19 protein-coding genes are annotated in these 15484 nt (G+C 45.1%); all 19 read left to right on the forward strand.

Features of this window, described 5'->3' with window-relative positions:
- Positions 1-37 precede the first annotated feature (37 nt).
- Complete coding sequence (locus KOY49_RS01520; RefSeq protein ID WP_232736426.1) at positions 38-655, forward strand: SAP domain-containing protein; 618 nt, start codon at positions 38-40, stop codon at positions 653-655.
- A gap of 132 nt (positions 656-787) precedes the next feature.
- Positions 788-1279, forward strand: a complete 492-nt coding sequence (locus KOY49_RS01525) for an NUDIX hydrolase (RefSeq protein ID WP_232736427.1) — start codon at positions 788-790, stop codon at positions 1277-1279.
- 130 nt (positions 1280-1409) lie between these two features.
- On the forward strand, positions 1410-1622 hold the full coding sequence (locus KOY49_RS01530) for a hypothetical protein (protein WP_232736428.1): 213 nt from the start codon (positions 1410-1412) through the stop codon (positions 1620-1622).
- 658 nt (positions 1623-2280) lie between these two features.
- Positions 2281-2415 (forward strand): hypothetical protein, encoded by a 135-nt coding sequence (locus KOY49_RS04910; RefSeq protein WP_269802170.1) that lies wholly within the window; start codon positions 2281-2283, stop codon positions 2413-2415.
- Between the two features lie 24 nt (positions 2416-2439).
- A complete protein-coding gene (locus KOY49_RS01535; protein ID WP_129744049.1) occupies positions 2440-3108 on the forward strand; it encodes an SDR family NAD(P)-dependent oxidoreductase in 669 nt (222 codons plus the stop codon).
- A 26-nt stretch (positions 3109-3134) separates the two neighbouring features.
- Positions 3135-4151 carry a gluconeogenesis factor YvcK family protein gene (locus tag KOY49_RS01540; RefSeq protein ID WP_165000139.1) on the forward strand — a complete coding sequence of 339 codons (1017 nt, stop codon included), beginning with the start codon at positions 3135-3137 and terminating at the stop codon, positions 4149-4151.
- Between the two features lie 297 nt (positions 4152-4448).
- Positions 4449-5888, forward strand: a complete 1440-nt coding sequence (locus KOY49_RS01545) for a hypothetical protein (RefSeq protein ID WP_232736429.1) — start codon at positions 4449-4451, stop codon at positions 5886-5888.
- A gap of 17 nt (positions 5889-5905) precedes the next feature.
- Positions 5906-6331 carry a ribonuclease H family protein gene (locus KOY49_RS01550; protein WP_232736430.1) on the forward strand — a complete coding sequence of 142 codons (426 nt, stop codon included), beginning with the start codon at positions 5906-5908 and terminating at the stop codon, positions 6329-6331.
- A gap of 39 nt (positions 6332-6370) precedes the next feature.
- Complete coding sequence (locus KOY49_RS01555; protein WP_129744768.1) at positions 6371-7348, forward strand: Kiwa anti-phage protein KwaB-like domain-containing protein; 978 nt, start codon at positions 6371-6373, stop codon at positions 7346-7348.
- 1 nt (position 7349) lies between these two features.
- The gene (locus KOY49_RS01560) at positions 7350-8624 is read left to right on the forward strand and encodes an ATP-dependent DNA helicase (protein WP_232736431.1); all 1275 of its coding nucleotides are present in this window, start codon (positions 7350-7352) and stop codon (positions 8622-8624) included.
- Between the two features lie 432 nt (positions 8625-9056).
- Positions 9057-9425 carry a division/cell wall cluster transcriptional repressor MraZ gene (locus tag KOY49_RS01565; RefSeq protein WP_052198792.1) on the forward strand — a complete coding sequence of 123 codons (369 nt, stop codon included), beginning with the start codon at positions 9057-9059 and terminating at the stop codon, positions 9423-9425.
- Positions 9426-9716: 291 nt separating this feature from the next.
- Positions 9717-10637: a 16S rRNA (cytosine(1402)-N(4))-methyltransferase RsmH gene (gene rsmH, locus KOY49_RS01570; RefSeq protein WP_232736432.1), complete on the forward strand. Its 921-nt coding sequence runs from the start codon at positions 9717-9719 to the stop codon at positions 10635-10637.
- A gap of 196 nt (positions 10638-10833) precedes the next feature.
- Positions 10834-11175 (forward strand): hypothetical protein, encoded by a 342-nt coding sequence (locus tag KOY49_RS01575; RefSeq protein WP_129634729.1) that lies wholly within the window; start codon positions 10834-10836, stop codon positions 11173-11175.
- Between the two features lie 21 nt (positions 11176-11196).
- A complete protein-coding gene (locus KOY49_RS01580; protein WP_232736433.1) occupies positions 11197-11865 on the forward strand; it encodes a penicillin-binding protein 2 in 669 nt (222 codons plus the stop codon).
- Positions 11866-11956: 91 nt separating this feature from the next.
- On the forward strand, positions 11957-12079 hold the full coding sequence (locus tag KOY49_RS04915; RefSeq protein WP_269802171.1) for a hypothetical protein: 123 nt from the start codon (positions 11957-11959) through the stop codon (positions 12077-12079).
- 41 nt (positions 12080-12120) lie between these two features.
- Positions 12121-12948: a penicillin-binding transpeptidase domain-containing protein gene (locus KOY49_RS01585; RefSeq protein WP_269802172.1), complete on the forward strand. Its 828-nt coding sequence runs from the start codon at positions 12121-12123 to the stop codon at positions 12946-12948.
- Between the two features lie 2 nt (positions 12949-12950).
- Entirely contained in the window at positions 12951-13988 is a 1038-nt protein-coding gene (locus KOY49_RS01590; RefSeq protein ID WP_129632551.1) for a phospho-N-acetylmuramoyl-pentapeptide-transferase, read from the forward strand.
- Positions 13981-15273 carry an FtsW/RodA/SpoVE family cell cycle protein gene (locus KOY49_RS01595; RefSeq protein ID WP_232736434.1) on the forward strand — a complete coding sequence of 431 codons (1293 nt, stop codon included), beginning with the start codon at positions 13981-13983 and terminating at the stop codon, positions 15271-15273. Before KOY49_RS01590 ends, KOY49_RS01595 begins: the two co-directional genes overlap by 8 nt.
- Complete coding sequence (locus KOY49_RS04920) at positions 15257-15481, forward strand: hypothetical protein (RefSeq protein ID WP_269802173.1); 225 nt, start codon at positions 15257-15259, stop codon at positions 15479-15481. The genes KOY49_RS01595 and KOY49_RS04920 overlap by 17 nt, the downstream gene beginning before the upstream one ends.
- Positions 15482-15484 lie beyond the last annotated feature (3 nt).

Genomic DNA, 15484 nt, shown 5'->3' on the forward strand with positions numbered 1-15484 from the left:
CGTGAAAAAAGCAAATTGGTTTTGAGGAGATAAAAGATTGACAAAAAGTAGACCTGAGTTTGATAAAATCACATCGTTTGATGAGTTTAATCAATACTATTGGTATCGTGAAGAACTTTCACAGATATGCAGGTCGCTAGCATTAGAACATAGAGGTACAAAACAAGAACTCAATCATATTATTGAGCAGTACTTTAAGGGTAATTTAATTAAAAAATCATCAATAAAAAACGAAACAAAGCAAGTTGAAAATATTACTCTATATATGCCATTACTTGAATGTGGGTTTTCCTTTAATACAAAATTTAGAGAATATTTCTCTGCCGTAACAGGTATTGCACCTTTTAAATTTACTGCTGATATGGCTACTGCTTGGAGAAAAGTAAAAAGTGAAAATGATTTGAGTTTTACGATTCAAGATATGCTGAAAGTTTATTATGGAAAATCGGATTATGCTAAATATGATAATTCGGTTTGTCAATGGAATCAATTTTTAAAGGATTTCTGTGCAGACGAAAATAGTCGCAACTATTCGAATAAGTTAAAAGTAGCTGCTATTCTTTGGAAAGAAGTTAGAGATTCAAGAAATGAAAAAATTTATTCAAAGAATCTTTTGACTGAATATGCAGGAAAAATAAAAGAGTATCACAATTAGGTAATTTAGGTAATTCCTAACTTATTAACACCCAATGAGTAGTTAATGGTATGGAGATATTGGAAAGACAGAGTATACTGTAGGTGAAATGGTATTAGCTATCTAGCGCTCGGGTGTAGTATAATGACTTTCATGACAAAAATCACCAACGGACATATCATTACACAGAATTTAGATGGAACGGACCATCTGGATTGTCTGTATCGCGTTTCCATAAAAGCTCTGATTTACAACGATGCTGGGCAGATTTTGGTTGTTAAAGAGGATGGGCGGCCGCTTTGGGATCTTCCTGGCGGCGGAATGGATTATGGTGAAACTTTTGAGTCGGCTTTGAAGCGGGAATTATATGAAGAAGTTGGCTATAAGGGTAATCTTCGCTATCAGCTTTTTGACGCGTCGGACGAGATTTATATTGAGCGAATTGATGCTAACCAAATTTGTTTTTCTTGTCGTGTGTGGACGGAAAACTTTGATTTTTCAGCGGGCGTTGATGCGGACGAAGTGATGTTTATGGATCCTGAAGAGTTGCGACTCCAAGAGAGCGAGTCGGGTGCGCCGCTTCGATATAAAGTGCATTTGAAGTGGCAGAAATTGTGTGGCGCAAATAGTTTGCCGACAGAATAGTATTGACTTTTTCCATAAAATAGTATAGAATATCAGGCATGGAAAAAAGTACAGGCGGCGTATCTTTTGATATTAGATTTATTGACTCTGGTGATACTCAGAGAATTATTCCTCTGTCGAAAGTCGGCGCTTGATTGGAATCTATGATGGCGATTGGTCTTTGGAAGAAGATGGGACGGTGAATGCGTCCATGGTGTTTGCCAGAAGAGTGGGTGATATTCGTAGTCATGATAATTTAATAGAGAAGGTCCGCGGAATCGGTGAGAATATGGCGCGAGTGTCTATTTCAGAGTGCCTCGACGTTGAAGATGAAGTGAAGGTAAAGCGGCTGACTGATAGCTGATCCTATGTCGCATAGTGGAATTTCTTTCTTGCGCAAAGTAATACCAACCGAGCTTGTTGTCCCTGATTCAATGAAAATAAACCCTGACGACGACAAGAAGGAAGATGGAAAGTGTCAGACTTGCTTTACGCGTCGGAGCCGTGGCTTTGCATTGTGTAGGACTGTCATTAGAAGAGCTTAAGGAATCGCCTACTGAGAGTTTCTCTCCGGATAAAGTGGATGAATTTGTTTCTCGTTTTCATGGCAATGTGGATTTTGGCAGCCAATGTGGAGAGAATATAAGAAGATAGCCAAAGATTTGACGTATGAGGAAAACTGATAATTACGGCGCCAGGGTTAATATCGAGAATATTATGGAGGGCGAAGTCAACGAGAATTCGTTATTTACACTATTGACAGATTAGCTATTAAAGAAGACGGATTCTCGATATGGACATAATATTGGCTAGTCGCGGTCATAAATATTCAGGACACATCAAATTAGCAGAGAAGCGTCTCCCTAGCCGGTCCACATCCATACAATCGCCATCTCAGTTTCCGTATGATAGGACTGAGCTGCGAAGCTGGCGGGATAAGCGGGGTGTACATTCTGCGGCGGGATAAAAGGAGGATTTAGGGAAGGGATGCTTATTTTTCTTCAGATAATGCGGAATATCTCATGAGACGAGTGGCTGCCGTGGCTGTTGGGCTTTGTTTGGAAACGCCTTTACAAGAGCTGGATTCTGTCAAGGAATTTTCAGCCGAGGAACTGGCAGAAGCGTGGCCGAGGCTTAGATACGGAATTTACATTTAATATTGCCATTGCTATAATAACCATATGCATATTATTCTTGGTGGGACGAGTGGGCTTGGATTAGAAATGGCGAAGCAGCTGCGAGAGCGTGGCGAGCGTGTGCTGGTTCTGGGCAAGACTCATAATCCGCAGAAGCACGGCGAGGGTTTTCCTCTGGATGTGTATTATTCAGATCAAGTGGAGTCGGCGTCGGCGCGAATTGAGCAGATTTTAAACGGCGATGATATTGATCAATTTGTGTGGGCGGCTGGATATGGCTGGCGCGGCAATTTTGAAGATCAGCCGAGTGTTCGCAGTATGGCGGAAGTTAATTTTTCGGGCGCGTTGCCGCTGGTTCAATGGGCTTGGCGTAAGATGTCAACGCAGAATCGCAAGTCTGTACTGACGATTATCGGGTCGACAAGTAGCGTTAAAGCGCGCTCAGATGAAGCTGTGTACGTTGCGACGAAGCACGCTCAAGCGGGTTTGGCGCGAAGTTTGGGAATGCAGGCAGATGAGCAAAAACTTCCAGTTAGAGTTGCGCTATTTTTGCCGGGCGCCATGAAAACTCCGTTTTGGAATGGGCGCGATCTTCCGGCTGACTATATGTTTTTCAACGATCCTGCGAAAATTGCCACGCACATTATCAACGCGATTGATTGTCAGCAGCAGCCATTTTTGGAATGGGCGTTGCCAAAAGGCACGTTGGTTTAGGCTTTCCAAGGTGCTATAATTCAAGCATGACAAATGGTTCGAATAATGATTATTTTGGGGTAAAAGTTGTAGTTATTGGCGGCGGAACGGGAAGTTTCACGCTGCTTTCTGGATTGAAAAAATATACACACAGCATCACAGCGTTGGTCAATATGGTCGACGATGGCGGCTCAACTGGCGTGTTGCGCGATGAATTGGGCGTGTTGCCAGCGGGCGACGTCAGGCAATGCTTGGTGGCGCTGAGTACTTCGCCGAAAGTTCGCGATTTGTTCAATTACCGGTTCGGCGAGGGCAGTATGAAAGGTCACGCGTTCGGCAATTTATTCATGGCGGCGCTGGAAAAGATGACAGGGAGTTTTGCTGATGCAGTGGAATTGGCTAGCGAAGTTTTGGGCGTCAATGGTCGAGTTTATCCGATTACTCTGGACGATACAACGATGTCGATTAAGCTGAAAGACGGCACGGTTGTTGATGGTCAGCACGCGGCTGAGTCGCTAAAGATTCCGCGCGGCGAGCGTCCGTGGCTAGAGCTTAAGCCGCCAGCTACGATTAACCCGCGAGCCCGTCAAGCGATTTTGGATGCCGATTTGGTGGTGATTGCGCCGGGGCTTTTATATGGTAGTTTGGCGCCAGCGTTGTTGGTTCGAGGCGTTACTCGGGCGCTTGCTGAAACGAAGGCGAAGAAAGTCTATGTTTGCAATTTGGTCACAAAACCAACGCAGACTGATGGATTTACCGTGGCGGATTTTGCGGATGAAATTGAGCGATTTTCAGGGGTGAATATGGATTATGTGCTTTACAATAACCATCGCCCGCCAGAGGAATTGATAAAGAAATATGCTCACGACGGCGAATATTTGGTCGAGTGGGATAAGGAATTGCTGAAGAAAAAGCATTATTATGCGTCGGGCAAGCGTTTGATTGCTGATGACGTGTGGGTCAATACGAACTCCAGCAGCGATCCATTAGCGGCTCAGCGCAGCTTGATTCGTCACGATGCCGACAGGGTAGCGCGCGAATTGATGCGGATTTATTTTGCCTAATGGGCGGCAAAAACTTTTCAATTCTTGAGTGTTAATCAGTTAGCGAGGTTATGCTCGGATAAAAGTATAGCGTGCCGAGTGCAACACAAAAAATGCAGAAGGAAGTTGTGCATCTGAATCTATTGAAAGATAATATTCCTGACAGTTGGTTTTGGAGCAATGAAGCACAGAAGCTTAATGTCCGTGCGCGAAGCAGATTTTGACTCATAGCATGGAACTCCGATCTATCACGCGTATCGCTCTTTGAAGATACTTTCAACATTTTGCAAGACACTTGACCCTGAAAGGCGTCGCGCGATGGCTGATGCTATGTTGTTGCACGATATTCCTGGGCGTACGTTACACCGCGAGACTGATGAGAGGGCAAAACTGTCGGACCGTGTGCAAGAAGGCTGGAAAGAATATATCGCTCAGCTTGAGGACTCAGACAAATCAGTCATTGACTATATGCATGACCAGGTGGTTATCGGTACGGAAGCTCGTGATTATCGAGAGTCTATCAAACATCAGTCAAATGGGATAAGTGCACACGACAAAGAACAAATCATGAATTCATCATATGAAGGCATGGTGAACGTGGCTGGTTGGCGTATGGGTATGCCGGAGATTCGCGGTACTGCTCTGGAAAAATTGGCAGGAGAGGTGAACATTGAATCTCTGGTCATCAAAGCAGCAGAAATGATGGACAATCTCAAGAATCCACCCAAGCAGGATTCACAGCAGCTGCGCAATATTCTTGAAGCAGAATCATTTTATTGTCCATTTTTGGAAGCGATTGGTTATGACGCGATGGCTGCAGAAATGGCCAGCACCTGTAACATCTATCGATTGCGTGGGCAAGGGCGCGAAGACATCATCGACAAAGCCGTTGAAGCGTATCGTACGAATGCCGAAAAAGACCCAGCAGAATTGGCGATGCAGATGTTTGGTTTGTCTGAAAAGCCAGAAGTGAGTTGGATCGTTAATAAAACATCAGATGAAGTGTATAGCGGTGTTAATTGCCGTTTTGCTGAGTTGATGATACCTATAGCTGGTGCGTTGCGTCGAGTTTTATTCCGACAAAAATCCATCGGCTCAACCGCAAAGAAAATGTCGGTGAAGGGTGAGGGGTATGATATCATGGACGCGTTTGCCTTTCTTGTGATTTGCGACGCGGGTGACGATACGTTTGATAGAAATCATCACTATGAGATGCGGGATGAGGAGATTGCAGAAATTCACGCAACGCAGACAGAAGACCTTGCCAAGGTATTTTCATCATTCGTGGACACCATCACTGTCAATAACAATCTGCTTTTACGCTCAGGTGATGGTGTTAGCCAGCCGATTTATGTACAAGGCGACTCGACATACGTCAACACGGTTCATGGTGCTTTGTCCTCGGCAAATAAAGCAGTCGTAAATCAGGAACTGAGGGAGGAAGAAACACCCTACCGTGTCTCGAGGGCCTCGGCGCTCGTTGGTCCTGAGGGGTTGCCAGTAGAAGTGCAGATCATGACTGACCTTGACCGAAAATTAGCAAGAACAGATGTTACAAGCCACGCAGTGTATAAGAACAACGGCAATGATTCGTTGCGTTGGCTGCAGAAGCTACACAAGCGCGTGGAGCATATGAAATATGGTAAGGGTAACCCAATCTCAAGGGCAATGGGTAAAACTGCATTGACGGCTATCACCCGTGGTGTATATCCAGTCATGTTTGCGCCAAATGCACTCTACCGTAAGCGAGTACAGTAAGTGTTATAATAGGGATAATGACAACTTACTATACTGACGGCTCTGCTTCGCCGAATCCCGGTCCAGGTGGGTTTGCGGTTATTCGTGATCTTCAGCCTTATATTTTGGGGTCAGAAGATGGCGATACCACTAATATTCGCATGGAGGGCAAAGCTTTAATTGCGGCATTGAAAGACGCTAATGGCGCGCCGTGTGTGATTTATTCTGATAGTGAATTTTGGATTAACGTGGTTACCAAGTGGGCGCCGGGCTGGGAAAAGCGCGGCTGGACGAAGAAGGGCGGCGAGATTAAAAATCTGGATATTGTGCGCGAATTGTACGAATTATATTCAAACTCTCAGGCGGATTTGCGTTGGGTGCGCGGTCATGAGGGCGACGAAGGGAATGAACTAGCGGACGAATGGGCTAATCGGGCGCGTGAAGGCGAAAGATTGGCTAAATAACTGCTAGCGACATCTGATAAAAATTGCTATACTAGAAAAATGGAAGAAGTGAGGGAAACGACTGATATTTTTTTGTGGGCAAATCAAAATGACGCAAAAAAGAATGATTTACAGATAGAGCTGTTCTTATTTAGCAAAAATTACACGCCGTATTTTATGCCGATAAAAGGCGATGTTGAGCAGCAGCTCAGGCCGTTGTTCTTGTTTGATTATATCAATCAGGTCAATTTGGGTGCGGGCACTGGATTGAGCGTTCGCGATTATGAATTGAGCGAATCGGAAGATAATGTTTTATTGAGGACTGACCTGGAAAAGGTTGGGCGAGCTGAAACGCTGATTCATTTGATTGAACATGAGCGTCATGACATCGTGGAGTTTTCGGAAACTGAGCACGAATTTAAGCGTATGAAGGGAATTGTGGCGCGATTTACCGATCCGAATAATCCTGACGCAATATTTTACACGGTTAAGCTAATCCAGCAAGGTCAGACGCTGAAGAGTGCGTTGGCTTGGGAATTTTCTGATGGCAAATTTGGTTCGTTTAATGCGGAGGTTGGTTTTAAGGTTCCGGATGATAATCAGGTTTTGATTGTCGGTAAAGATATTTTTGCGTTTAATCCTGGAAAATTTGAGCGAATGTTTGGCTATGAATATAAAAAGCAGGTGATTGCTGATAAAAAAGTAGCGGAAATTGAGAAGGAATATAAGCTAAGTTTTCCAGAGGGAATGGATCTTAATGCGTTGGTGAAGGAACGCAAAAAGACGATTAATAAATTGCAGAAATTGGAAATCGGCGCAGTTAAACAGGAAGATGTTTTGGACTATGCCGATGAGATGCAATTGGAGTTGATGAGCGATGATAACGGCGCGATTATTATCATGGACGGCAATGATTTGGATATGTTCGTAAATCTCATCAATGAGGATTATATCGAGAGTAAAATCACGGGCAAGCGTTACGAAATTAAGTCGAAGAAGCTGCTCGGCGAGCCAGAAGGCGAACCGCCACGAGGCTAAAATGGATCAAGAATTAGCGCTGGCTATTCTACTGAGCGGTCGGTCGGCGTTGCTGACTGGTGCGGCTGGAACTGGTAAGACTCACCTGTTGAATAATTTTATTGCGCAGGCGCGAAAACGGGGTAAAAAGGTGTCGGTAACAGCGACGACTGGTCTGGCGGCGACACATCTTGGTGGCAATACGATTCACAGCTGGAGTGGCATTGGTGTGAGTGATCATTTGCCGAACAATTTTTTTGAACGATTGTCAAAAACGCGGCGTGATGTGATTTCTAAAACTGACGTGTTGATCATTGACGAGATTTCAATGCTTCACGATTTTCGGCTGGATATGATTGATAAAGTTTTAAGAACCGTCAGGGAAAATGATCAGCCGTTTGGCGGTATTCAGTTGGTGATGAGTGGCGACTTTTTCCAATTGCCGCCAGTGAACCGTCCGAACGAGCAGGGCGGCGGTTTTGTGGTTTATTCTGATGCTTGGCAAGAACTTCAGCCGGCGGTTTTATATTTGGAGCGACAATATCGTCAGAATGATGAGCAGCTTTTGGAGATTCTGACCGCTCTAAGAACTGGCGATGTTAGGCGACGTCACGTCGAGGCGTTGCTGGCGCGCACGGAAATTGAGCCGCCAGATGGTGATATAACAGAACTACACACCGTAAACGTTGATGTTGATGATATCAATATTCAAAAATTGGCGGAATTGCCGGGAGAAGAGCGCTCGTATCAGCAAACGACGACGGGCTCGAAAATTTATGTAGAGAATCTGCAAAGGTCGGTTCTGGCGCCAGAAAATTTAGTGATTAAGCTGGGCGCGTTGGTGATGGCGGTTAAAAATTCGCCGCAAAAATTATATGCCAATGGAAGTATCGGCACGGTAGTTGATTTTGAGCCGCTGACGGAATATCCGGTTGTTGAGTTTCGAGATGGTCGTCGGGTGACGATGGTACCGGATATTTGGGAATTGCGGGACGGAGAGCGTAAACGAGCGAGCATTTCTCAAGTTCCACTGCGTTTGGCGTGGGCTATAACGGTTCACAAAAGTCAGGGAATGACGCTGGATGCGGCTAAGATTGACCTGAGGAAGGCGTTTGTTGAAGGTATGGGCTATGTGGCTTTGAGTCGCGTGCGAGATTTGGACAATTTGTATCTATATGGAATTAACCGTAGGGCGCTGGAAGTTTCTCCTGACGCGCTGGCGATTGATGAGGTTTTGAGGCGGGCGAGTAGGGAGTCTGTTGAGAGATATAGAGGTACAGCCTTTAGATCTCATTAGTAGTTTATTGAAGAGGGCGCCGGAGCTTATCGCTATTGATTTATTGAGTATTATTTACTATACTGACGCTAAGAACCACCGGAACTAAATCGCCTTACTTGAGCGGTTCGCCGGTGTTCTTTTTATTGTTAAAAGCGTATACTAGGCTGCCTTTCAACTGTAGGCTGGTCTGAAATAACCTTAAGTGCTAATCCATTGTCTAAAACCACTAATAGCGTAGGTTTACATCAACTCAACACTAGGCTTTTCCACAAAAATGTGGAAAAGTTTTTATTTGACGTAAAAATGGGTAAAAAGTCATAAAAAGGGCTTGCAAGTGGGTAGCTGTGGGTAGTATAGTGGAGTCAGTGGAACGAAAGTTGATGGAAAATCACCAACAAAAACAAACATCCACTGTAAAAAACAACTAATCTACCACGAAGGAAGGACGACGTGCAGACAGATTACTTTGAGCGTAAGTTGGACGACAAGCGACGCTTGACAATTCCGGCTGAACTCAGGGCAGAATTTGCATCAGGCGTCGTGCTAACTCGCGGGTTTGGTAAATATCTCCACTTGTATCCACAGCAAATCTGGGATCGGGAAGTGGAAAGCGCTCTAACAGGAAGTATTCTGGATGAGCGAGTTGCCGACCTGAACGTTAAATTCCGACGAGGTAAAACCGCATCGGCGCTCGACCAAAAACAAGGACGAGTGACGATTGAGCAGCATTTGCTCGACTACGCTGGAATTGACAGAGAAGTCGTTGCTGTGCGAGCAGGGGAATATTTTCGGCTAATAGCGGCCGAGAATGCGGAATAGTAGATTAGCTAAGCACTTTAACAATTAAAACCTCTCGAGATCAACTATCTGGGTATTTGAAAATGGCATGTGGCAATTTGCTCCACATTAAAAACGGCAACGCACCTTCCTCAAACACCTCCCAAAAAAACTCCACCTCACACATAAGTCTCTTTGGAAAACATGGTTGTTACTGACAATCAACAAATTTCCACTCTAAGACAACAAAAACAAACAAAACACAAATACAAAAAAGCCAGAATTAAATATCCAGTTAGGTGATCTCGAGCATTATTTCTGTATAATGGAATAATGATGAGTATTAAAGAACATCCACCACAGTCGGAAGAGTCTCAGACGGGCGAACCGATGCATGTTCCCGTACTTTTGGAGATAACCCTTAGCAAGCTGCAGCCAGTCGAAGGCGAGTCGTATCTCGACTTGACGGCTGGCTATGGCGGCCATGCCAGGGCATTCTTAAATAGGACGGATAATTACTTGGACTCAGTGTTAGTAGATCGTGACGAAAACGCGATTAAGACATTGGGCGATTTGGCTGAAAAAGGCGTAACTTTAATTCACAAAGATTTTGTGAGCGCAGCGCAAGATTTGGTCAAGCAGGGGCGTAAGTTTGACGTGATTTTGGCTGATTTGGGGGTGTCGTCACCACAGCTTGACAGAGCAGAGAGAGGTTTTTCGTTCAGATTTGACGGTCCGCTAGATATGCGGATGGACAATCGGACGGAAATTACAGCGGCAGATATTGTCAATTCGTATTCGGTTGATGATTTGACGCAGCTGATTATTCGTTACGGCGAAGAAAATCCCGGGCGAGCAAGGCGAATTGCGCAGGCAATTGTAAAAGCTCGACCAATTCAGGGAACGACTGAGCTGGCTGATCTGATCAAGCAAACCGTTGGTCGCGGTAGTATGAAGCATCATCCTGCGACTCGTACCTTTCAGGCGCTACGCATTGAAGTCAATCGCGAACTTAAGCTGATTGAAGAACTATTGCCACTTTTGCCACGCTTACTTAATAAGGGCGGGCGAGTAGGAATAATTAGTTTTCATAGCTTGGAAGATAGATTGATCAAGCGTTACTTTTCGGAGCAAGCAACGGCTGGCTATGAGGCCGAGCTGATTGTTCCAGAGAAAAAACCGGTGTCTGGAACTGAAGATGTTCACAATCCGCGTAGTCGAAGTGCAAAATTTCGATACGCCGTGAAAAAATAAAACAAAAAGAAGGAGGCTATTATGCCAATCCACATCAAAGTAGAATTCCAGAATACAGACAAGGCAGAGACTGTTTCAGTACGCCGCGGCTAAACTAAAGCGTATTCCGGAATATACTTAGAAAACCAGCCTGTCTTTAACGGGCGGGCTGGTTTGTTATGCTAAATACAAATATAAACATAAAAGATAGAGACAAATGACAAACACCACCACATTTACTTCACGACGTTCACACGGTCAATTGCGCCGAAATCAGAATTCTACACGTTTTCAGTCTCAGGTCAAACTTGGTCCTGTTGCTCATACAGTGCTAGTTGCATTGATGATTACAGTACTGGGCTTGATTTATCTTACTCAGGCAACCAGACTTACGGCTTACGGCTATGAAGCTCAGAGTCTGGATACAAAAATCACCGAACTAAGCGCAAAAAAGTCAGAATTGGAAGTGCAGAATGCACGTCTGACGGCGTTAGAGAAGGTGAAGAATAGCAATGTCGCTTCAGCTATGACGACAACTGAAACGCATTACGCTCAATAGTGATATAATAAGATAAGCAATATGCAGCGGCTTATTCGTTCAAGAACTGGTTGGTTGGCCATCGCTTTACTAGTAGTGATGGCGGCTTTTGTGTTGCGATTATTTCAATTGCAGATTTTGCAATATGGCAAATATACGGAGTTGGCGCGGGCGAGTCAGCAGCGTCAGTTTATCATTCCTGCGGAGCGCGGGAAAATTTACATGATGGACGGGAAAACGCCAGTTCCTGTGGTGCTTAATCAGGCGGTCTATACGGTGATTGCGGACCCGCAGTCGATTGACGATAAAGAGCGGAGTCAGCTTGTTGATAGTTTGAGGGAAATTGCTGGCGGTGAAATGACGGAAAATGTATCTGAAAGGCTTAATAATAAAAAGTCACGCTATGAAGTTTTGGCGAAGAATATCACCAGAACTCAAGCGGAAAAATTGAAAAAGAAAAACTTTGCTGGCGTTTTGTATCAACAAAGCTCTATTCGAAATTATCCTGAGGGAGAACTGGGTGCGCACGTACTTGGATTTGTGAATGCGGCTGGCGAAGGTCAATATGGCGTCGAAGGCTCTTTGAATAAGCAGCTTAAGGGTCGGGACGGACTATTGCAATCTGTAACTGACGTGAGGAATATACAACTGACGGTTGGAAAAAATAATATGCAGGAATCAAGGCAAAATCTGGTGACAACTTGGCGCTGACGGTGGATAGGAACAGTTCAAAGCCAGACTGAATTGGCACTGAAAAAGGGAGTCGAAGCAGCTGGCGCCACCAGAAGGAAGCGTGATTGTTATGAATCCGAAAAACGGTCAGGTTCTGGCAATGGCGAATTACCCGACTTATAATACCCCGGATTTTGCCAAGCAGAAAAACGGGTCGGTGTTTATAGATAAGCGCATCCATGGTGCCATTTGAGCCGGGTTCGATTATCAAGTCCTTTAGTTTCGCTACGGCAATTGACCAAGGGCATCATTACACCGTCCAGCACATATAATAATACCGATTGTATAAAAGTCGCCGACCGCACGATGTGTAATGCCTTGAGAGGTTTAGGCGGAACAATGACGATTCAAGGCGCATTCAACAATTCGCTCAACGTCGGCACGATTACCGCGATTCGAAAATTAGGAAATGGCTCGCAGATTAATTTGCCGGCTCGTCAGACTTTGTATGAATATTATCACGATAAATTTGGTTTTGGCGCTAAAACTGGAATTGAGCTGGGCGAGGCTTCGGGCTATATTTATCCGCCGGATAGTGCTGAAGGAAATGAGGTTCGTTATTCGGCTATGACTTACGGTCAGAGTATGAACTTGACTATGGTTCAAGTCGCGGCTGGATTTTCGTCGCTAGTTAACGGCGGTCAATATTACAAACCAACCATTCTCGTTGGTACAATTGACGAATCTGGCAATCTGAAATCGTCGGAAAATAAAGTTATTCGCCAAACCGTAAGCGGCGGCACGTCATCGCAGATGCGAACGATGCTAACGACGGCGCGCCGATCTTCATTCCTGTCAAAGAGTGACAAATCTGGCTATGAAATTGGCGGAAAAACTGGTACTTCTGAAGCGGTGGTTAATGGCGCTTACACTCAAAAAGAAACGATTGCTACATATATTGGTTATGGTGGTGGAAAAAATGGCGCCGAATATGTCATAATGGTACGTGTAGCGGCTCCAGGCAAGGGGATTAATTTGCAAGGAAATCTTCACGCTGGACCAATTTTTACAGATATATCCAATTGGATGATTGATTATATGAAAATAGCACCAAAGGAATAAATATGGGAATAGCTTTACAAACAATGACCAATGAATTGACGCACGTGTTTTTACTGAGCGTCGGCGCGTTTTTACTAGCGATGTTTTTAACGCCAATTTATACGTTTTTCGCTTATCGATATCGCTTCTGGAAGCGCCAAAGGTCGGAAAGCACTGACGGGAAAAAGCTAAAGGTTTTTGCCAAATTCCAAGCGGCAAAATTGCGGCGAAACATCCCGACGATGGCTGGAGTGATTGGCGTAATTTCAATCTTTGTGGTGACGATTTTCTTCAATTTAGACCGAGCGCAGACCTGGCTTCCTCTGGCGGCGTTGGTTGGCGGCGGAATTGTTGGGCTAATTGACGATATCATCAATCTGCGTGGTTTGGGCGGCGGCGCGGCGGGACTTCGTAGTCCAGTGAAGTTTGCGCTGATTACGTTGATTGGCGTGGTGCTTGGTTGGTTTTTCTTTGCCAAACTGGGCGTGGCGAGTTTCCATGTGCCGTTTGTGGGCGAGGTGAATATTGGCTGGTTGATAGTTCCGTTGTTTGCATTTGCGGTGGTGGCTACCGGTAACGCTGTTAATATTTCTGACGGAATGGACGGTCTGGCAGGCGGGCTGCTCGGTATTAGCTTTGGGGCGTTTGGTGTGATTGCTTTATTGCAACAACATGTTATATTGGCGGGATTCTGCTTTACGGTTGTCGGAGTGCTCTTGAGCTATTTGTGGTTCAATATTTATCCAGCTCGATTCTTCATGGGTGACGTTGGAAGTTTTGCTTATGGCGCGTGTTTGGGTGTTGTGGCAATGCTGACCGACTCGTTACTGTTACTTCCTGTGATTGGCTTACTATTTGTAATTGAGGCGGGATCGAGCTTGACTCAAATCGTCAGCAAGAAGCTGTTTAAGAGAAAGATTTTCTTATCTGCGCCGATTCATCATCACTTGGAGGCGATTGGTTGGCCAGAAACTAAAGTGACGATGCGCTTTTGGGTTATTGGCTGCGTGATGGCGTTTATCGGCGTGATGCTGGCGCTTGCTGGAGGTCATATTGCGTAATTCGGTCGCCAAAAATCGTCAATCTATCGCTCAGCCGGTTCGAAGTCATCGGCCGATGTACCAGATTGTGCTTTATATGGGGCTTTTGTTGCTACTTGGGCTGATTGTTATGTATGCGCTGGGGCCGCAACGCGCCAACGTGATGAATTATGCTTACGGCACGAATTATAGCGATACGTATTTCTTTGGCAAGCAGCTGACGAGCGTATTTATTGCCATCGTAGCTTTTTCTGCGTTTTACTTTACGCCGTACAAATGGTTTATTGGCGAGAGATCAAAATACATTCTCTACGCTGGATTTGCGCTATGCATTTTACTATTTCTCTCGGGCGCAGTACTTCATTTGTCATTTGCGCAAGAAACTAACGGTGCGTATCGATGGTTCCAATTGGGCGTATTGGGAAGTTTTCAGCCGTCAGAATTGCTCAAATATGGCGTGCTATTGTTTTTGGCGGGATTTTTAGGGCGGCGCTCGCAACAGGGAAAATTAAACGACATCCAAGAAACTATCATTCCGCTGGGCATTATTTCCGGATTGTCGCTGCTGATGATTGTGTTTTTGCAAAAAGACTTGGGAACGGGAATTTCGTTGATAGCGATTATCTTATCAATGATTTTGGTGGCTGGAATTGATTGGAAGATTTTCAAGAAGATTCTGGCGATTGTTGCACTTTGTGGTTTGGTGATGATTTTTACATCGCCGCACCGAATTGAGCGCGTGATGACTTTCGTGCAGGGCGATAGTCACAAAGGGACGAGCAGTCAGGAGAACAAGAATTATCACATTCAGCAGGCCAGGATTGCGATTGGTTCTGGCGGGCTTCTGGGGCTTGGAATTGGTAAAAGCGTTCAGGCGACAGGATATCTTCCAGAGGCGACTAACGACTCAATTTTTGCCGTCATGGGAGAAACGTTTGGCTTTGTTGGCTTAATGGCTATATTGGCGCTGTTTACGGCGCTACTCTTGTCAATTTTGCACGTAGCCGCGAGGCTTCCAAACGTGACGTTGCGGCTAATTGTGGCGGGAATTTTTGGCTGGATTGCTTCTCACGTGATATTGAATATTGCTGCAATGACAGGGTTGGCGCCGCTTACTGGAATCCCATTGCCATTATTAAGTTATGGCGGTACAAACATGTTGTTTATTGCGGCAGCGCTCGGTTTAGTTTTCCAAATTTCCAAATATACGTCACATAAAGCATTAGAGGAGGGTGAAAGTGGCCAAGATCTTAGCGGTCGGCGGCGGCTCAGGCGGACACGTTACGCCAGTGGTAGCCGTATTTAGAGAATTACAGAAAACTGGCGATCACGAGCTTCGTTTTTGGTGCGATAAAAAATTTGGCGCCAGCGCACGCGGGATTTTTGCTAAATTCGAAGACAATATTCCAGTCGAGTTGATTATTGCTGGAAAACTACGACGATATCACGGAAAAAGCATCTCATCTCCATCTACAACCATCAATATTACTACCAAATCTGCGCGACGGATTTAAGGT

Source organism: Candidatus Minimicrobia vallesae (assembly GCF_018866205.1).
GTDB lineage: Bacteria > Patescibacteriota > Saccharimonadia > Saccharimonadales > Saccharimonadaceae > Nanosynbacter > Nanosynbacter vallesae.